At 73.4% G+C, this 18,281-nt stretch carries 14 protein-coding genes; 11 read left to right on the plus strand and 3 right to left on the minus strand.

Going from position 1 to position 18,281, the window contains the following annotated elements:
- The first annotated feature begins 50 nt into the window (after window positions 1-50).
- From dusB to ACZ7BZ_RS08180, 5 genes are all read left to right on the plus strand, one after another.
- On the plus strand, window positions 51-1,298 hold the full coding sequence (gene dusB / locus ACZ7BZ_RS08160) for a tRNA dihydrouridine synthase DusB (protein ID WP_470357650.1): 1,248 nt from the start codon (window positions 51-53) through the stop codon (window positions 1,296-1,298).
- Between the two features lie 563 nt (window positions 1,299-1,861).
- Window positions 1,862-4,570, plus strand: a complete 2,709-nt coding sequence (gene ppdK, locus ACZ7BZ_RS08165; protein WP_470357651.1) for a pyruvate, phosphate dikinase — start codon at window positions 1,862-1,864, stop codon at window positions 4,568-4,570.
- 221 nt (window positions 4,571-4,791) lie between these two features.
- Window positions 4,792-5,304: a ribonuclease gene (locus tag ACZ7BZ_RS08170; protein ID WP_470357652.1), complete on the plus strand. Its 513-nt coding sequence runs from the start codon at window positions 4,792-4,794 to the stop codon at window positions 5,302-5,304.
- A gap of 136 nt (window positions 5,305-5,440) precedes the next feature.
- A complete protein-coding gene (locus ACZ7BZ_RS08175) occupies window positions 5,441-5,914 on the plus strand; it encodes a hypothetical protein (protein WP_470357653.1) in 474 nt (157 codons plus the stop codon).
- Window positions 5,914-6,225, plus strand: a complete 312-nt coding sequence (locus tag ACZ7BZ_RS08180) for a transcriptional regulator (RefSeq protein WP_380455412.1) — start codon at window positions 5,914-5,916, stop codon at window positions 6,223-6,225. The genes ACZ7BZ_RS08175 and ACZ7BZ_RS08180 overlap by 1 nt, the downstream gene beginning before the upstream one ends.
- A gap of 13 nt (window positions 6,226-6,238) precedes the next feature.
- Here the strand turns inward: ACZ7BZ_RS08180 and ACZ7BZ_RS08185 are convergent, their stop codons facing one another.
- Entirely contained in the window at window positions 6,239-7,234 is a 996-nt protein-coding gene (locus ACZ7BZ_RS08185) for a hypothetical protein (protein WP_470357654.1), read from the minus strand.
- Between the two features lie 109 nt (window positions 7,235-7,343).
- Here ACZ7BZ_RS08185 and ACZ7BZ_RS08190 point away from each other — a divergent pair, with 109 nt between their 5' ends.
- On the plus strand, window positions 7,344-8,609 hold the full coding sequence (locus ACZ7BZ_RS08190) for an ADP-ribosylglycohydrolase family protein (RefSeq protein ID WP_470357655.1): 1,266 nt from the start codon (window positions 7,344-7,346) through the stop codon (window positions 8,607-8,609).
- Here the strand turns inward: ACZ7BZ_RS08190 and ACZ7BZ_RS08195 are convergent.
- Entirely contained in the window at window positions 8,599-9,330 is a 732-nt protein-coding gene (locus ACZ7BZ_RS08195; RefSeq protein WP_470357656.1) for a GNAT family N-acetyltransferase, read from the minus strand. The genes ACZ7BZ_RS08190 and ACZ7BZ_RS08195 overlap by 11 nt on opposite strands.
- 675 nt (window positions 9,331-10,005) lie before the next feature.
- Between ACZ7BZ_RS08195 and ACZ7BZ_RS08200 the strand changes: the two genes are divergently transcribed.
- The 5 genes from ACZ7BZ_RS08200 (at window position 10,006) to ACZ7BZ_RS08220 (ending at window position 17,051) form a co-directional block, all read left to right on the plus strand.
- Window positions 10,006-10,950, plus strand: coding sequence for a PAC2 family protein (locus ACZ7BZ_RS08200; RefSeq protein WP_470357657.1), 945 nt, complete (start codon window positions 10,006-10,008; stop codon window positions 10,948-10,950).
- 181 nt (window positions 10,951-11,131) lie between these two features.
- Window positions 11,132-12,157, plus strand: coding sequence for an SGNH/GDSL hydrolase family protein (locus ACZ7BZ_RS08205; protein WP_470357658.1), 1,026 nt, complete (start codon window positions 11,132-11,134; stop codon window positions 12,155-12,157).
- Between the two features lie 244 nt (window positions 12,158-12,401).
- Window positions 12,402-13,712 (plus strand): deoxyguanosinetriphosphate triphosphohydrolase, encoded by a 1,311-nt coding sequence (locus ACZ7BZ_RS08210; RefSeq protein WP_470357659.1) that lies wholly within the window; start codon window positions 12,402-12,404, stop codon window positions 13,710-13,712.
- 56 nt (window positions 13,713-13,768) lie between these two features.
- Window positions 13,769-15,685: a DNA primase gene (gene dnaG, locus ACZ7BZ_RS08215; protein ID WP_470357660.1), complete on the plus strand. Its 1,917-nt coding sequence runs from the start codon at window positions 13,769-13,771 to the stop codon at window positions 15,683-15,685.
- Between the two features lie 163 nt (window positions 15,686-15,848).
- Entirely contained in the window at window positions 15,849-17,051 is a 1,203-nt protein-coding gene (locus ACZ7BZ_RS08220; RefSeq protein ID WP_470357661.1) for an RNA polymerase sigma factor, read from the plus strand.
- A gap of 53 nt (window positions 17,052-17,104) precedes the next feature.
- Here the strand turns inward: ACZ7BZ_RS08220 and ACZ7BZ_RS08225 are convergent, their stop codons facing one another.
- The gene (locus ACZ7BZ_RS08225) at window positions 17,105-18,271 is read right to left on the minus strand and encodes a helix-turn-helix domain-containing protein (protein WP_470357662.1); all 1,167 of its coding nucleotides are present in this window, start codon (window positions 18,269-18,271) and stop codon (window positions 17,105-17,107) included.
- Window positions 18,272-18,281: the final 10 nt, after the last annotated feature.

Genomic DNA, 18,281 nt, shown 5'->3' on the forward strand with positions numbered 1-18,281 from the left:
GGGTGGGGGACAATGGAGAGTCCCGTCCCCCTATCCGAGGTCAGCCGCGCATGACAGCCACGCCCGCACCCACCGCGCCCGAGACGGCGACCGCGACCGCGACCGCGCCGGAGACGGCGACCGCGCCCGAGGCGGCGACGACGACCGTGTCCGTGACCGGCACCGAGTTCGCGGCGCTGGACATCGGCCCGATCCGGGTCTGGCCGCCCGTCGTGCTGGCGCCGATGGCCGGGATCACCAACGCCCCGTTCCGCACCCTGTGCCGCGAGCAGAGCGGCGGCAAGGGCCTGTACGTCTCGGAGATGATCACCACCCGGGCGCTGGTCGAGCGCAACGCCAAGACCATGCAGCTGATCAAGTTCGACCCGAGCGAGAAGCCGCGCTCGATCCAGCTGTACGGGGTGGACCCGGTGACCGTCGGCAAGGCGGCCCGGATGATCTCGGACGAGGGCCTGGCCGACCACATCGACCTCAACTTCGGCTGCCCCGTCCCCAAGGTGACACGCAAGGGCGGCGGCTCGGCGCTGCCGTACAAGCGCAACCTGCTGCGGGAGATCCTGCGCGAGGCCGTGGCCAACGCCGGGGAGCTCCCGGTGACCATGAAGATGCGCAAGGGCATCGACGACGACCACCTCACCTTCCTGGACGCCGGCCGGATCGGCGCCGAGGAGGGCGTGGCCGCGATCGCCCTGCACGGGCGCACCGCCGCCCAGCACTACGGCGGGACGGCCGACTGGTCGGCGATCGCCCGGCTGCGCGAGGCCGTCCCGGCGCACGTGCCGGTGCTGGGCAACGGGGACATCTGGTCGGCCGACGACGCGCTGCGGATGATGCGCGAGACCGGCTGCGACGGTGTCGTGGTGGGCCGCGGCTGCCTGGGCCGGCCGTGGCTGTTCCGGGACCTCGTGTCGATCTTCGAGGGCGACGTCGACTACGCCCGCCCGGACTTCGGCTACGTGGCCCGGGCGATGGTGCGCCACGCCCAGCTGCTCGGTGAGTGGCTGGGGGACGAGACCCGCGGCGTGATCGACTTCCGCAAGCACGTCGCCTGGTACACCAAGGGCTTCTCGGTCGGCTCCGAGCTGCGGGTGCGGCTCGCCAACTCCTCCTCGCTGGCCGAACTGGCCGGAACCCTCGCCCAGGTGGAGCAGACCCAGACCTGGCCGATCGGCGCGGACGGCCCGCGCGGCCGCACCAGCGGCAACGGCCGGGTGGTCCTGCCGGAGGGCTGGTTGGACGATCCGTACGACTGCGCCCGGCCGGGCGAGGATGCCGAATCGGACACCTCCGGCGGATGATCTAGCCGATCCGGCGAAGTCAGCCCTTACGAGGGGCTGGCCACCCGGGCGCAGCCCTCTTGTCCATTCTGGACAAGAGGGCTCCTTTTTGGCGGTCTGGCATCACGGAACGAGCACGTTCCTGGACGGAGTGCGACGATTGGCGCAGGCGTTCTACGTTCGAGCCGCGAGACGGGCTGGTGACGCTTGCCACACGCGGGGGCGACTGACGCCCGGTCAGTGGACGAAATGGACAGGTCGACCGTGAATCGCTTCCCGAAGCCGGTTCGACGCCGATCGGCCGATCCGACTGCAGGAAATCAAGCCGGGGCAACGCGACCGACCCGCGGCCGCTACCCAGCGTCCGAATCGAGCGATCTTCCGTTTCCCCGCCTTCAAGTCTTGAAGGCGGGCTAGCGTCAGGGGGACGATTTCACCAACAGAGGTGAACGCCTTTATGCGCATTCGATCTAGCGGGTTACCCCTCGGTACCGGCCTCGTGTGGCCTATTCAGGGCAGAGAAGTGCCTTCGAAATGGGTATGTTCTCCGGCGTCAGGGCAACCGCGTACGAGGAGACCGACCCGTGCCGTCCCAGCAGAAGTTTGTTTACTCCTTCACCGAAGGAAACAAGGACCTCAAGGACCTTCTCGGCGGCAAGGGCGCGAACCTGGCCGAGATGACCAACCTGGGGCTCCCCGTCCCTCCGGGGTTCACCATCACCACCGAGGCCTGCAAGGTCTTCCTGGAGACCGGCAGCGAGCCCTCCTCGCTGCACGAGGAGATCAGCGCCCACCTGGACGCGCTCGAGCAGGAGATGGGCAAGAAGCTCGGCCAGGCCGACAACCCGCTCCTGGTCTCCGTCCGCTCCGGTGCCAAGTTCTCCATGCCCGGCATGATGGACACCGTCCTGAACATCGGCCTCTCCGACGCCTCGGTGGTCGGCCTCGTCGCCCAGTCCGGCAACGAGCGCTTCGCCTGGGACTCCTACCGCCGCCTGGTCCAGATGTTCGGCAAGACCGTGCTGGGCGTCGACGGCGAGCTGTTCGAGGAGGCCCTGGACGAGGCCAAGCACGCCAAGGGCACCGTCAACGACCTGGACCTGGACGCTTCCGACCTCCGGGACCTCGTCGAGGTGTTCAAGGGCATCGTCGAGCGCGAGACCGGCCGGGCCTTCCCGCAGGACCCGCGCGAGCAGATGGACCTCGCCGTCCACGCCGTCTTCCACTCCTGGAACGGCGACCGCGCCCGGCTGTACCGCCGACAGGAGCGCATCCCGAACGACCTGGGCACCGCGGTCAACGTCTGCACCATGGTCTTCGGCAACCTCGGCGAGGACTCCGGCACCGGCGTCGCCTTCACCCGCGACCCCTCCACCGGCGCCCAGGGCGTCTACGGCGACTACCTGTCCAACGCCCAGGGCGAGGACGTCGTCGCCGGCATCCGCAACACGCTGCAGCTGTCCGAGCTGGAGAAGCTCGACAAGAAGTCGTACGACGAGCTGATGGCGATCATGCAGAAGCTCGAGAACCACTACCGCGACCTCTGCGACATCGAGTTCACCATCGAGCGCGGCAAGCTCTGGATGCTGCAGACCCGGGTCGGCAAGCGCACCGCCGCGGCCGCCTTCCGGATCGCCGTCCAGCTGGTCGACCAGGGGCTGATCGACCTGGACGAGGCCCTGATGCGGGTCACCGGCGGCCAGCTGGCCCAGCTGATGTTCCCGCGCTTCGCCCCGACCCCCGAGTCCAAGCAGATCGGCTGGGGCCTGGCCGCCTCGCCCGGCGCCGCGATCGGCAAGGTCGTCTTCGACTCCTACACCGCCGTCAAGTGGTCCCGCTCCGGCGAGAAGGTCATCCTGGTCCGCCGGGAGACCAACCCGGACGACCTGGACGGCATGATCGCCGCCGAGGGCATCCTCACCTCGCGCGGCGGCAAGACCTCGCACGCCGCCGTCGTCGCCCGCGGCATGGGCAAGACCTGTGTCTGCGGCGCCGAGGAGTTGGAGGTCGACACCAAGTCCCGCAAGTTCACCACCGCCGACGGCCTGGTGGTCCACGAGGGCGACGTCGTCTCCATCGACGGCGCCAGCGGCAAGGTCTACCTCGGCGAGGTACCGGTCCTGCCGTCCCCCGTGGTCGAGTACTTCGAGGGCACCCTGCACGCCGGCGCCGACGTCCAGGGCGGGCTGGTCCAGGCCGTCCACCGGCTGATGTCGCACGCCGACGGCCGCCGCCGGCTCGCCGTGCGCGCCAACGCCGACAACGCCGAGGACGGCTCGCGGGCCCGCCGCTACGGCGCCCAGGGCATCGGCCTGTGCCGCACCGAGCACATGTTCCTCGGCGAGGAGCGCCGCAAGGAGGTCGAGCACCTGATCCTCGCGGACAACGACAAGGACCGCGAGCTCGCCCTCTCCACCCTGCTGCCGCTGCAGAAGGGCGACTTCCTGGAGCTCTTCCAGGCGATGGACGGGCTCCCCGTCACCGTCCGCCTGCTCGACCCGCCGCTGCACGAGTTCCTGCCCGACATCACCGAGCTGTCGGTGCGCGTCGCCCTCGCCGAGGCCCGCAAGGACCCGAACGAGAACGACCTGCGCCTGCTCCAGGCGGTGCACAAGCTGCACGAGCAGAACCCGATGCTGGGCCTGCGCGGAGTGCGCCTCGGCCTGGTCATCCCCGGCCTGTTCGGCATGCAGGTCCGGGCCATCGCCGAGGCCGCCGCCGAGCGCAAGCTGGCCGGCGGGGACCCGCGCCCCGAGGTGATGATCCCGCTGGTCGGCACCGTCCAGGAGCTGGAGCTGGTCCGCGACGAGTGCGAGCGGGTGCTCGCCGAGGTCGCCCAGTCCACCGGCGTCACGCTGGACATCAAGCTCGGCACCATGATCGAGCTGCCGCGCGCCGCGGTGACCGCCGGTCAGATCGCCGAGGCCGCCGAGTTCTTCTCCTTCGGCACCAACGACCTGACCCAGACGGTCTGGGGCTTCTCCCGGGACGACGTGGAGGCCTCGTTCTTCACCGCCTACCTGGAGAAGGGCATCTTCGGGGTCTCCCCGTTCGAGACCATCGACCGCGACGGCGTCGGCTCGCTCGTCAAGCACGCAGTCGAGGCCGGCCGGGCCACCCGCCCCGACCTCAAGCTCGGCGTCTGCGGCGAGCACGGCGGCGACCCGGAGTCGGTCCACTTCTTCCACGAGGTGGGGCTGGACTACGTCTCCTGCTCCCCCTTCCGGATCCCGGTGGCGCGCCTGGAGGCAGGCCGCGCCGCCATCGAGACGGCGGGCAGCGACTCGCGCTGAGAGGGTAGGCATCCCCTACTCACGCGCGGGTACGACTGACCGCTGAACCCTCCCGTCGGGAGGGCGTGCACCGGAGCTCGGCGCAGGAGAACCGGCGTACGTGACACGGCCGGGCGGGAACGGACAACGGCGTCCGTTCCCGCCCGGCCGTACGTTTCTGTGGTGTCCGTCATGTGTGTGACTGGCCGGGCCGGACGCCGCCGGCTGCCAAGCTGGACGGCATGACCAGAAGCAAGAGCCCGCTCGTCGTGGTGGCCGTCCTGATCCTGGCCGTGCTCGCCGGGGTCGGGTACCTGCTCGCCGGCAAGGGCGGCGGCAGCCACCCCAAGGCCGCCGCGAGCGCCACCGCCACCGCGGGCACCTCGGCCCCCAAGCCCTCGGCCCCCAAGCCGTCCCCGCCGGCCGGCGGCGCCTCCGCCCCGAGCGGCGGCTGGGTGCCCGCCGACCCGGCCCTGGCCGACGTCTGCCGCACCAAGCTCCCCAGCCAGGCCCAGGACACCCTCGGCCTGATCGCCAAGGGCGGCCCCTACCCGTACAACCGGGACGGCATCGTCTTCGAGAACCGCGAGAGCCGGCTGCCGAAGAAGGGCAACGGCTACTACCACGAGTTCACCGTGGTCACCCCGGGCTCCAACGACCGCGGCACCCGCCGGGTCGTCACCGGCGGCTCCGGCGAGCAGTACTGGTCCCCGGACCACTACGGGACCTTCCAGGAGATCGACCCGCGCTGCTGACCCCTGGACCGAGCTCCTCCGGCCCCCGCCTCCGTCCCACGGACCGGGGGCCGCTTCGTCTGCGCTCCAGAAAATACTTTCCAACCTGGAAAGTAAGTGCCATGCTGGAGTCACCATCACCGACGAGGGGGCTGTCATGAGTAATTCCGTTCCCACCCCGCTGCCCGCCGCCGAGGCGCTGCGCCTGGCCGCCGGAGCCGACGCGGCCGCCCGGCGGCCGGGCGAGGTGCCCCGCTGGTACGGGCCGGCCTTCGCCTTCGCCTTCACCGCGTACGGCCTCGGGATCGGCCAGGCCGTCGCCACCGGGCAGTACGCCCTGATCGGCGCCTTCGCCGGTGGCTTCGCCGCCCTGACCGGTGGGCTCGCCCGGGTCGCCGTGCGCAGCGACGGCATCGTCCGCCGGGGAGTGCCGGACGGCATCCGCGGCCCGGTCGCGCTGGCGGTCCTCGCGGTCTGCGCCGTGTCGGCGGCCGGGATGCTGCTCGCCTGGCAGGCCGGCGGCGGCCCGCGCTGGATCGCCGGGGTCGCCGGGCTCGCCGCGGGCCTGACCTTCTGGGCGGGCATTCACTGGCTCAACCGCAGGGTCCGGCGCTCGCACGAGGCCGGCTGATGCCCGGCGCGCTCGACCCGCTGCTCCAGCACGCCACCCGGCTCACCGTGCTCGCCTTCCTCGGCGCCTGCCACGAGGCCGAGTTCGCCGCGGTCCGGGATCACTGCGAGGTCTCCGACTCCGTGCTCAGCAAGGCCGCCACCGCCCTGGAGGACGCCGGCTACCTGGTGGTCAAGAAGGGCTACGTCGGCAAGCGCCCGCGCACCTGGCTCGCCGCCACCCGCGAGGGCCGCGCCGCCCTCGCCGCTCACCTCGCCGAACTCCAGCGCCTGGTGGCCGCCGCCGAGGCCGCCGGCGCCCAACACGCCTGAGGGGCGGGTGGGTTCACCGGGCACGGCGCCAACTGACCCGGCTGTGCGGGCCGTGCGGGCCGGTGGTGACCAGGGCGGTCAGCTCGTGCAGGACCGGGGCGGGGTCGCGGCGCAGCTGGACGGGGGTGGTGCGGACCACCGGGAGGCCGGCGGCGGTGAGGCGGTTGGTGCGGGCCGGGCCGCGCTCGTGGTCGGCCGGCCGCAGGTGGTAGGCGCGGGAGTCGATCTCCAGGGCGACGCAGGCGTGCGGCCAGTAGGCGTCCGGCACCGCGAGGAAGCGGCCGTCCAGGAACAGCACCGGGTTCCAGAGCGGCTCCGGCAAGCCCGCGTGGGCGAGCACCTCGCGGGCCTCGCCCTCCACCACCGACCGCACCCCGGCGGTCAGGTCCTCCACCACCAGGGCCACCCGCGGCAGTGCCAGTGCCCCCGGCCCGGCGAGCAACTGGTCTAGCAGTTCGCCGAGTTCGCAGTGCCGCCGCTGGACGGCCTCGGCGCACAGCGCCCGGAACCGGCGCTGCCCGGTCTCCCGCGACGCGATGTCCGCCAGCGCCCGCGCAACGGAGGCGCTCCACAGCCCGTCGTCCCGTTCGAAGCCGCCCGGCATCGCCCCGGAGGCCCGGTGGATCCGGACGAACTCCCTGTCTCTGATGCGACGCTGATGTGGGATCAGGACATCGACCTCGGCCAGGTCTGCCGGGTGCCCGGCACTCGGCAGCCCGGCGTCCGCCAGCACCGCGAGCCCGGTCAGCAGCACCTCCCCGGGTCGTGGCGGCTGTCCCTTCGGACTCGCGTACGCCAGTGCTGCCCTTAGTTTCTGATGGTTCGTCAATCGCCCGTTCTGCAGGCAGATCACCCGCGGCAGCACCTGCTGCCAGGGCCCGCCCGGCCGCAGTCGGTGGGCGATCGTGCCGGAGGGCACGCCGAGCCGGCGCAGCTGCGCCCGGGTGGCGATGTGCTGCTGGTCGGCGCCGAGCAGGGCGACGGGGTCGAGCGGATGTGCGCGGGTCATACCCGGGTGCTGCCCGCCCGGATCGGAGGTATGCGAAACGTCCCTCGTCAGGGGCTTCCTCGCAACGGTGTTGACGAAACGCCGGTCGAGCCGCTGTGCTGGGAGGCCCATGATGATCGAACCAAACGGCCCCGCGCTCGACGCGCTCAACGGCCTCTCCGTCGGCGACGCCCTCGGCGCCCAGTTCTTCGTCCCGGAAACCGCCCGGGCCCACTTCGCCTCCCGCACCGAACCGCCCGGCCCCTGGCCCTGGACCGACGACACCGAGATGGCCTGCTCGGTGTACGCCGCCCAGCGCGAACGCGGCACGATCGACACCTTCGACCTCACCCACGCCTTCGCCCGCCGCCACGACTTCGACCGTGGCTACGGTCCGGCCGCCAACCGGATGCTCCGGCTGATCCGGGAGGGCGGCGACGCCGAGGCCCTGGCCGCCGAACTCTTCGACGGCCAGGGTTCGTACGGCAACGGCGCCGCGATGCGGGTCGCCCCGCTGGGGGCGGCGTACGCGGGCGACCTGTCCGCCGTCATCCAGCTGGCCGCGCGCACGGCCGTGATCACCCACACCCACCCGCAGGCCGTGGACGGCGCGATCGCCGTCGCCGTGGCGGCGGCCCTGGCGGTCCGGGCCCGGACCGGGGGCACGACGCCGGAGACCTTCCTGCGCGAGGTGGCCTTCCGCACCCCGCTGGGCGTCGTTCGCGACGGCCTGAATGAGGCCGTCGGCCTGCTCGCCGAGCAGGACCGCGTGCTCGCGGCGAGTGTGCTCGGCAACGGCAGCCGGACCTCGGCCGCCGACACCGTCCCGTACGCGCTCTGGTGCGCCGCCAGCCATCTGACCGACTACCCGGCCGCGGTCCGGGCGGCGATCGCGGCCGGCGGCGACATGGACACCGTCGCCGCGATCGCCGGGGGAGTGGTGGCCGCCCACACCGGTACCCACGGCATCCCGGCCGCCTGGCTGGCCGCCCGGGAACCGCTGCCCGGCTGGGCGTTCCCGGCGCCCGGGGCGGTCACCGGCGGCCGGGGCCGAGCGGAGATCCTGGTCCCGCGCCCGCACCCGGTCCCCGAGGTGGAGTGGACCGACGAGCAGTGGCAGCGCATCCGGGCCGGGAGGCACACGGAGGCCCTGGACGGCCGTTGGGCGGTCCACACCCACCAGGGCTCGCTCAGGATCTGTCGCCCGAACGACGGCCATCCGGTCTGGGAGGTGGCGGTCGCCCCGGTCCGCAACGGCTGGCGGCCGGTCTCCGCGATCGCCGAGACGAGCCACGACCGTTGGCCGGTGCGGCCGCAGGAGCCGCACGGTCTGGCGGTCCTCAGCTGGATCCTGGAGACCGCCGCTACCGGCGAACGGCTCCCCTTCAGGCCGTGATCATCAGCTGCCCGCTGCCGCCGCCCGGTCTAAGGCACTCCTGGTTGATCGCCGGATCAGGGGCGCTCGGCGAGGTGGCGGCGGCGATCCGCAGCTCGATGATGTCCCGGACCGCCGGCCATTCGGAGTCCAGGATCGAGTAGAACGCGGTCGAGCGCACCACCCCGTCCAGCCCGCGCGAGTGGGCCCGGCGGACGCCCTCGGAGGTCGCGCCGAGCCGTTCGATCGCGGCCCGCGAGCGCAGGTTGCGGGCGTCCGCGCGCAGCGAGATCCGCTGCACGCCCCAGGTCTCGAAGGCGTGCCGGAGCATCAGCAGCTTGGCCTCGGTGTTGATGCCGGTGCCCTGGGCGCGCGGGGAGAGCCAGGTGTTGCCGATCTCGGCGGCGTCCGGGACGGCCGTCGCCGGATCGCCGAACGGCACGCCGGGCGCCGGCGGCCACACCATGGGGCCCTGCCAGTAGTCGAGTTCCAGGAAACGGGTGGAGCCGACCACCCGGCCGTCGGCGACGTTCACCGTCGCGAACGGCACCGACCGGCCCGCGGCCTGGTCCGCGAGGGCGCGCGCGATGTAGTCGCGGGCCGCTTCCAGGCCGTGCGGGACGGGGGTGAAGGCGTAGGTCGTTCGGTCCTCGGCGCCGGCCGCGGCGATGGCCTCGGCGTGGTGGGCGGCGAGGGGCTCCAACCGAACGGTGCGGCCGGTGAGGAAGACAGGTGCTGGCACGGAACCTTGGTCCTTCATCGGTCGTAGGGCGCAGTCCGCGCCGGGGTGCGGCACGCGCTGCGGTGGACTGGGGTCGCCCCGGCCCGGTTTCCGCTTCCGGGTACCCGTGCGCGCCGGAGGATTCCGGTCGGGTGGGGCGGGAGCGGCGGCCCGGAACGGGCGGCGAGGTGTGCCGGAACGGACACGGATCCTCGGACCGGTCCGGCGGGAAGGGCGAGCGGACAGTGTGCGTCCGCGAAATGGCCGAAGAGGAGACGAGAGCGCGAAGGGAAGCAGGCGGCCAGGTGAAGGCAAGATGCGTCGTGGGTGTCTGCCCGAGCAGCGATCCGGGTCGTGATCGACGGCGTTACGGACGACGTGACGACGACGCGACGATGCGAGGCAGCGAGAGGACGATACCCGCCAGAACGCGGTGCGTCACTTCGCGGCACGCGAATGGCGGCGCGGACCGCCACCGCGCTCCCCGGAGCAGCCTGTTGAACACCCGTGACCAGGGCTTTTCCCCTCGGATGCGATCATGGTCCGGAGCGGTCGACGACGGTCTCCGGCCGCGTCCCCGGGCGGGTCGCCGGACGGGCGGTCGGCCGGAACGGGAATTCCGGCGCGGCCCGGCACGCTGGAGAGGACGAGAGGCCGGTCGGGTCGGGACGAGCAGAGAACGGGGTTGGGTGCGCGGTGCGAGACTTCCAGGCGCTGTACGAGCTGGATGAGCGGGGCGTGGCCGCGTTGGCCGCGGCCAACGCGGAGCTGCGTGACACCGGCGCCGGCCTGGTGCTGCTCCAGCACTTCGAGGGCTTCATGGACGCCGGCGAGGCCGGCGGCCAGGTGGTGGCCCACCTGCTGGAGACGGGCTCGCCCCAGGTGGTGGCCCGCTTCGACCACGACCGCCTGGTCGACTACCGGGCCCGCCGCCCCGCGATGGTCTTCGACCACGACCACTGGTCGTCCTACGACCCGCCGGAGATCCTGCTCCAGCTGGTCCGGGACGCGGCCGGCGCCCCGTTCCTGCTGCTCACCGGCCCGGAGCCGGACGTGGAGTGGGAGCGGTTCGCGCGCGCCGTCCGCGAGCTGGTCGAGCGCTTCGAGGTCCGGCTCAGCCTGGACTTCCACGGCATCCCGATGGGCGTGCCGCACACCCGCCCGGTCGGCCTGACGCCGCACGGCAACCGGCTGGACCTCGCGCCGGGCTACCCGCAGTGGTTCGAGCAGGCGCAGGTCCCGGGCAGCGCCCAGGCGCTGCTGGAGTACCGGCTGGCCGAGGCCGGGCACGACGTGCTGGGCTTCGCGGTGCACGTCCCCCACTACGTGGCCCGTTCGGCCTACCCCGCGGCAGCCGTGCTGATCCTGGAGGCGGTGCAGTCGGCCACCGGCCTGGTGCTGCCCGGCACCAGGCTGCGCGAGCGGATGGGCGAGGTGTACGCCGACATCGAGGAGCAGTTGGCCCAGGGGGACGGCGAGTTGCGCTCGGCGATCCGCGGCATGGAGGGCCAGTACGACGCGGTGGCGGGCGCCGATGGCCGGGAGAGCCTGCTGGCCGAGCCGGTCGACCTGCCGTCGGCGGACGAGCTGGGGCGGCGCTTCGAGCAGTTCCTGGCCGAGCACGAGCGCGACGCGGAGTAGCACGGCACGGAGCGGAATAGCACGGCACGGAGTAGCAGGCGTGGAGTAGCAGGGCGCGGAGCGGATGGAGTGGTTCGCGCCGGGAGTCATCGGCGCCGCCCGTACGTTGCAGTCTGCGGTGCCCGGGGGACGGGCCGCCGCGTACGGAGCTGCCCGTGATCCGGACCCCCGGGGGGATGCCATGCCGAGGACCACACGCCCGACGGCCGTTGCGACGGCCGGGCTCGCCGCCTTGCTGCTGGCGGGACTGACCGGATGCAGCGGCGGGGGCGGTTCGGACGGCCCGGTCGCCACGGACCGCGGCTTCGCGGGCGCGGTACCCGGCCGCGCCCCGGCCGCCGCGAGCCCGACCCTGCCCCCGGCGCCGACCCCGACCCCGCCGCCGAGCGGCCCGTACGTGGCGCTCGGCGACTCGTACACCGCCGGGCCCCGGATCGCCCCGCAGGTCGGCGAGCCGGGCGGCTGCGCCCGCTCCGGGGTCAACTACCCCTCCCTGCTGGCGAAGGCGCTCGCCCTGGAGCCCGGGCGGTTCCGGGACGTCAGCTGCAGCGGCGCCCGCACCGGCGACCTGAAGGCCGCGCAGAAGACCGACGACGGCGCCAACCCGGCCCAACTGGACGCCCTGACCCCGGCCACCCGGCTGGTCACCCTGGGTATCGGCGGCAACGACGCCGGCTTCATGCAGGTCGTCACCCAGTGCGCCAAGGACACCCTGGCGGACGCGGTGAAGGACCTGGTCGGCGAGGACGGCTCGGCCGCGCCCTGCCGGGACCACTACGCCTCCGGCGGCACCGACGAGGTGCGGGCCAAGGTGGACGCGGCCGGCGAGAAGGTCGCCGAGACCCTGCGGGAGATCGGCCGCCGCTCCCCGCAGGCCCGGGTGTACGTGATCGGCTACCCGTCGCTGCTCCCGGCCGACCCGGCCGGCTGCGTGCCGGTGCTGGGCACCACGATCGCGACGGCGGACCTGCGCTTCCTCGCCGAGAAGGAGCAGCAGCTCAACGGGATGCTCAAGCAGCGCGCGGAGGCCGCCGGGGCCGTGTTCGTGGACACCGCCGGGCCCTCGGCCGGGCACGACATGTGCGCGGGGGAGGACGCCCGCTGGATCGAGCCGCCGTTCCCGGCCCACGGGCTCACTCCGATCCACCCCAACGCGAAGGGGGAGGAGGGGGTGGCCGCCGCCGTGCTGAAGGCCGTCCGGGGCTGACCCGCCTCCGTGGCCTCCCGGCGGCACAGGCACCTCGCGGGCCCCCGGGCACCTCCGCCGGCTCACGGGTCACCTTCGTGGGCCCCGGGCACCTACACGGGCCGCCCGGGGGCTGGACCGTTCGGGTCCGGTCGAATCGTCGGGGCCGACACCGGCGCGCCTCCCACGGTTCACGCCCCGGTCCACACCACTTCGTGCGCGGCACACCCCGCGTGTCGGAGGCCCGGCGTACCGTGAGGGGCATATGGACGACACCACGCACCGCCTCGCCGCCCCGATCCCGTACGACCACGCCGCCGAGGCCCGCTGGGTCCCCGAACCGGACAAGCGCCCCGGCCGCACCGCCTTCCAGCGCGACCGCGCCCGGGTGCTGCACTCCGCGGCGTTGCGCCGCCTGGCCGGCACCACCCAGGTGGTCGCGCCCATGCGCAGCGACTTCCCGCGCACCCGGCTCACCCACTCGCTCGAATGCGCCCAGGTCGGGCGGGAGCTCGGCGCCGCCCTCGGCTGCGACCCGGACCTCGTGGAGGCCGGCTGCCTGGCCCACGACATCGGCCACCCGCCCTTCGGCCACACCGGCGAGGAGGCGCTCGACCAGGCCGCCGAGGACTGCGGCGGCTTCGAGGGCAACGCCCAGTCGCTGCGCATCCTCACCCGGCTCGAACCCAAGCGCTTCGCGCCCCCGGAGGACCAGCCCGCCGCCCGGCTCGCCCCCTGGCCCGGTCGCAGCGTCGGCCTCAACCTGACCCGGGCCGCCCTGGACGCCGCTACCAAGTACCCGTGGACCAGGGGCGCCCACCCCACCGACCCGGCCTCGCCCAAGTACGGCGTCTACGCCGACGACCTGCCGGTCTTCCGCTGGCTGCGGGCCGGCTCCCCGGCCGGGCGCAAGTGCTTCGAGGCCACCGTCATGGACTGGTCCGACGACGTCGCCTACTCCACCCACGACGTCGAGGACGGCCTCCAGGCCGGCCACATCGACCCGGCCGCCCTGCGCGCGCCCGGCGAGCGCGCCGACCTGTTCAAGGTCGCCGAGCGCTACGCCCGGGACGCCGAGCCGGAGGAGCTCGCCGCCGCGCTGGACCGGCTGCTCGCCCAGGACTTCTGGCCGCGGGGCTACGACGGCACCGCGCGCGCCCGGGCCGGGCTCAAGGACTTCACCAGCCAGCTGATCGGCCGCTTCTGCCTGGCCGCCGAGCAGGCCACCCGGGCCCGCTACGGGCCCGGCCGGCTCACCCGCTACACCGCCGAGCTGGTGGTGCCGCGGGACGTCCGGCTGGAGGTCGCGGTGCTCAAGGCGGTCGCCGTCCTCTACGTGATGATGCGCGACGAGCAGGCCCAGCTGCGGGCCCGGCAGCGGATCGTGATCGCCGAGCTGGCGTACGTACTGAACCAGCGTGCCCCCGAGGGGCTGGACCCGGTCTTCGCCGCGATGTACCACGAGGCCGAGGACGACCGCGCGGCCCTGCGCACCGTCATCGACCAGATCGCCACCCTCACGGACGCCTCGGCCCTGGCCCTGCACGCCAAACTCGTCGGCGCCTCCTGGACGTGACGCCCGCGGAGGGGAACCCCGGCTCGAAACCCCGGCCGCCCCAGTAGACTTCCGGGGTGGCCGGGCGGATCAGGGACGAAGACGTACAGGCGGTGCGCAGCGCACTGCCGATCGACGCGGTGGTCGGCGACTACGTACAGCTGACCAACGGTGGCGGCGGCGAGTACAAGGGCGTCTGCCCCTTCCACGACGAGAAGTCCGCCTCCTTCTACGTCAATCCCGCCAAGGGCGTCTTCCACTGCTTCGGCTGCCAGGAGAACGGCGACACCATCGCCTTCCTGATGAAGATCGAGCACTTCACCTTCGCCGAGGCCGTCGAGCGGATGGCCGCCCAGGCCGGCATCACCCTGCGCTACGAGGAGGGCGGCTACAGCCCCCGCCACCAGCAGGGCGAGCGCACCCGGCTGGTCGAGGCGCACAAGGTGGCCGCCGCCTGGTACCAGGAGCAGCTGGCCTCGCCGGAGGCGGAGATCGGCCGCCGCTTCCTGGCCGAGCGCGGCTTCGACGAGGAGGCGGCCAGGACCTTCGGCGTCGGCTACGCCCCCGCCGGGTGGGAGCACCTGGTCCGCTACCTGCGCGGCAAGGGCTTCACCGACAAGGAGATCCTCCAGGGCGGTCTGGCCTCGCAGGGCCAGCGCGGCGGGCTGATCGACCGTTTCCGGGGCCGGCTGGTGTGGCCGATCCGGGACATCGCGGGCGAGGTGATCGGCTTCGGCGCCCGTCGGCTGCGTGAGGACGACAACGGCCCGAAGTACCTGAACACCCCCGAGACGCCGATCTACAAGAAGTCCCACGTGCTGTACGGCATCGACCTGGCGAAGAAGGAGATCGCCAAGTCGGGCCGGGCGGTGGTGGTCGAGGGCTACACCGACGTGATGGCCTGCCACCTGGCCGGGGTCACCTCGGCGGTGGCGACCTGCGGCACCGCCTTCGCCGAGGACCACATCAAGATCATCCGCCGGCTGCTGATGGACACCTCGCAGTACCGCGGCGAGACGGTCTTCACCTTCGACGGCGACGCGGCCGGCCAGAAGGCCGCGCTGCGGGCCTTCGAGGACGACCAGAAGTTCGCCGCCAAGACCTCCATAGCGGTCAGCCCCGGCGGCATGGACCCCTGCGAGCTGCGCCTGGCCCAGGGTGACGACGCGGTCCGGCAGCTGATCGACAACCCCGTCCCGCTGTTCGAGTTCGCGCTGCACACGGCGGTGGCCAAGCACCGGGTCGAGACGCCCGAGGGGCAGGCCGCCGCGTTGGAGGAGGCGGCCCTGATCGTCGCCAAGATCAAGGACCCGTCGATCCGGCACGGCTACGCGATCCGCCTGGCCGGCATGGTCGGGGTGAACCCCGGCGACGAGCAGTTCGTGGTCCGCCGGATCTCCCAGCTGGCCCGCTGGGAGCGGGAGCGGCAGCAGAACCCCCGCGCCAACGGTCAGCAGCGGCGCACCGAGCAGCCGGTCGCGGCGCCGCGCCCCGCCCAGCCGGCCTTCCGGCTCAACCCGCGCGACCCGGCCCAGTTCGTCGAGCGCGAGCTGCTCAAGCTGGCGCTCCAGCACCCGGACCTGGTCAGCCCGGCCTTCGACCACTACGGCGAGGACGAGTTCCCGACCCCGCCGTACGCCGCCGTTCGACAGGCCATCGCCAAGGCCGGCGGCGCCGCGTTCGGGGCGACCGTGTCCGACTTCACCAGCGCGGTGCGCGAGGCGTCCCCGGACGACCAGGTGCGTTCGCTGGTGACCGAGCTGACCGTCGAACCGGTGCGCTCGCTGCGCAAGGCCGACGCGATCTACGCGGGCGAGTTCCTGGTCAAGCTGCGCCTGCTGGCCGTCGACCGCCGGATCGCCGAGGTCCGCGGCTACCTCCAGCGGCTGGGCCACCGGGCGGACGCCGAGCAGCTGCACGCGGTGCAGACCGAACTGTGGCAGCTCCAGCAGTACGGGCAGCAGCTCCGCAGTCAGGGCGCCGCGGCTCTGTAGGCCCCGCACGGGAGCCGGGCGAGGAGCCTGCCGGGAAGCCCGGCGAGTTCCGTGCAGAAAGTCGGCGCACGAGTCTCGGCCACGGAGCGTGGCGTACCCCACACTGGAGGGCGTCCCACCTCCGTACAGCGCGGGTCCGCCAGAGTCGCGCCCGCCCCGAGGGATGCCCGTGGACCGAGGCCTTGCCGCAGCGACCACCGCCACCAGACGAGCCCAGCCCGCCCGGACACCGGACGGGGAGCAGGAGACGGACCACGGCCGGGCCGGGGCCGCGTCCCCGGTCGGCGAGCTGACGCCCGCCCGGGAACTGCCGGAGGGCCACCCCGACAGCCCGGACCCGGACCCGGACCCGGACCCGGACCCGGACCCGGGTCCGGACCCGGACGGGCCGGACCCGGAGGCGCAGGCCGAGCCGGATCCCGAGGACGATCCGCCCGAGCGCGCCGAGGGGGCCGCCCCCGCCCCCGATCTGCTGCGCCAGTACCTGCGCGAAATCGGCCGGATCCGACTCCTCACCGCCGCCGAGGAGGTCGAACTGGCCCGCCGGATCGAGGTCGGCCTGTTCGCCGAGGAGCGGCTGGACGGCGACCCCCCGCCGCCGGACCCGCTGGCCCGCGAGCTGGACTCCCTGGTGGTCGCCGGCCGGATCGCCAAGCGCCGCCTGATCGAGGCCAACCTGCGCCTGGTGGTGTCCGTCGCCAAGCGCTACGTCGGCCGCGGACTGACCCTGCTGGACCTCGTCCAGGAGGGCAACCTCGGCCTGATCCGGGCCGTGGAGAAGTTCGACTACGCCCGCGGCTTCAAGTTCTCCACCTACGCGACCTGGTGGATCAGGCAGGCGATGAGCCGGGCCTTGGCCGACCAGGCCCGCACGATCCGGGTGCCGGTGCACGTGGTGGAGCTGATCAACCGGGTGGTCCGGGTGCAGCGCACCCTGCTCCAGCAGCGCGGAGTGGAGCCGACCGCGGCCGACATCGCCACCGCCCTGGAGCTCACCGAGGTGCGGGTGCGCGAACTCCTCCGGCTGGCCCAGGAGCCGATCTCGCTGCACACCCCGGTCGGCGAGCAGGACGACGTCGCGCTCGGCGACCTGATCGAGGACGCCGACGCGGCCTCACCCGCCGAGTCCGCGGCCTTCCTGCTGCTGCGCCAGCACCTGGACGCGGTGCTGTCGACCCTCGGCGAGCGGGAGCGCCAGGTGGTCCAGCTCCGCTACGGGCTGGACGACGGGCGTCCGCGCACGCTGGAGGAGATCGGCGCGGTGTTCGGCGTGACCCGGGAGCGGATCCGCCAGATCGAGTCCAAGACCCTGGTCAAGCTCCGCGACCACGCCTATGCCGAGCAACTGCGCGGCTACCTCGACTAGCCGGTCAGGACTCGGACCTCGAAGCTCAGACGTCAGGCCTCGGACCTCTGACCTCAGGGCGCGGACGGGCTCGGCGACGCCCGGCCGGTCGCCGGTGGCTGCGCCGGGCCGGCCGGGGCCGAGTCGCCCGGCGTCGGCGTCGCCGCAGCCCCGGTGCCCGGGGGCGGCGAGGCGGGGCCGATCGGGATCGGGGTGGAGTCCACCACCGAGGCCAGGGCGGCGACGGTCGTGGTGCAGTCGTGCCCGGCCGGTCGGAAGCCGCAGACCTGGAAGCCGATCGACGGGTCCGCCGCGTTCAGCATCTGCGAGTAGTTGTCGTAGCCCCAGTGGATCATCGCGGTCTCGCTGTCCCCGGTGCTGTCGGTGATCACCGCGTAGTCCTTGGGCTCGCCCTCGGTGATCGCCGCCCAGGCGGCCTGGCAGGTCCGGCTGTACCGGAGGTAGACGACGACCTTGCCGACCACCTGGGTCTGCAGGGTGCGGGCGTCCTTGCCGCAGCCGGTGGTCTTGGGGTCCTTGTGGGCGCAGCCGAGGGCCCGGCAGGCGGGGTCGGACGGGTCGGACGGGGCCGACGGGGTGGGCTTGGCGGTGGACGAGGCGGTCGGAGCCGGCCCGTCGGCGGCCGAGGCCTGGTCGTCGTGCCGGCTGACCCGCAGGCCGACCAGCACCAGCAGCAGCGCCAGCACGGCCGCGCCGGAGACCAGCGCCGCCGGGCGCCGCCACCAGGCGGCGGGTTCGGCGGCGGGCTGCCCGGCGGTCGGCGCCGGCTCCTGGTCCGCGGGCAGCTCGCTCGCCGGCCCGGCCACCAGCTGGTCCGGCTCCTCGGCCGCCGGCCGGTCGTCGGAGAGCTCTGGGGCAGAGGCCGGGACAGGGGCCTGAACGGGGGCGTGAGCCGGGGCCTGGACAGGCTCCTCAGCAGCCTCCTCGGCGGTTTCCTCGGCCGCGGCCTCCCCGGCAGCGGGCTCCGTCGCCCGCCGCCACAGTCGGCGCAGCGCGGCCGGGTCGCAGTCCACCGCCCCGATCAGCGCCTCCAGCGCCTGCGCGGTCACCACCCGCTTGCCGTTCAGCCAGCGCTCCCAGGAGGCCCGGCTGTAGTGGGTCCGGGTGGCCAGCTCGGACAGCGAGAGTCCGGCCGCGTCCTTGATCGTCCGGAGCTCCTCGGCCAGCAGCCGGGCGGGCTCGGACAGTTCCTCGGGCAGGTCCTTCCATGCGGAAGCCAATGCGGCCCTC

This window comes from Kitasatospora sp. NPDC036934 (assembly GCF_055608425.1).

Bases quoted from the DNA above. Each gene is read 5' to 3' on its own strand.
- dusB (WP_470357650.1), top strand. From the start codon at position 51: ATGACAGCCACGCCCGCACCCACCGCGCCCGAGACGGCGACCGCGACC.
- ACZ7BZ_RS08170 (WP_470357652.1), top strand. From the start codon at position 4,792: ATGACCAGAAGCAAGAGCCCGCTCGTCGTGGTGGCCGTCCTGATCCTG.
- ACZ7BZ_RS08175 (WP_470357653.1), top strand. From the start codon at position 5,441: ATGAGTAATTCCGTTCCCACCCCGCTGCCCGCCGCCGAGGCGCTGCGC.
- ACZ7BZ_RS08180 (WP_380455412.1), top strand. From the start codon at position 5,914: ATGCCCGGCGCGCTCGACCCGCTGCTCCAGCACGCCACCCGGCTCACC.
- ACZ7BZ_RS08185 (WP_470357654.1), bottom strand. From the start codon at position 7,234: ATGACCCGCGCACATCCGCTCGACCCCGTCGCCCTGCTCGGCGCCGAC.
- ACZ7BZ_RS08190 (WP_470357655.1), top strand. From the start codon at position 7,344: ATGATGATCGAACCAAACGGCCCCGCGCTCGACGCGCTCAACGGCCTC.
- ACZ7BZ_RS08205 (WP_470357658.1), top strand. From the start codon at position 11,132: ATGCCGAGGACCACACGCCCGACGGCCGTTGCGACGGCCGGGCTCGCC.
- ACZ7BZ_RS08210 (WP_470357659.1), top strand. From the start codon at position 12,402: ATGGACGACACCACGCACCGCCTCGCCGCCCCGATCCCGTACGACCAC.
- ACZ7BZ_RS08220 (WP_470357661.1), top strand. From the start codon at position 15,849: ATGCCCGTGGACCGAGGCCTTGCCGCAGCGACCACCGCCACCAGACGA.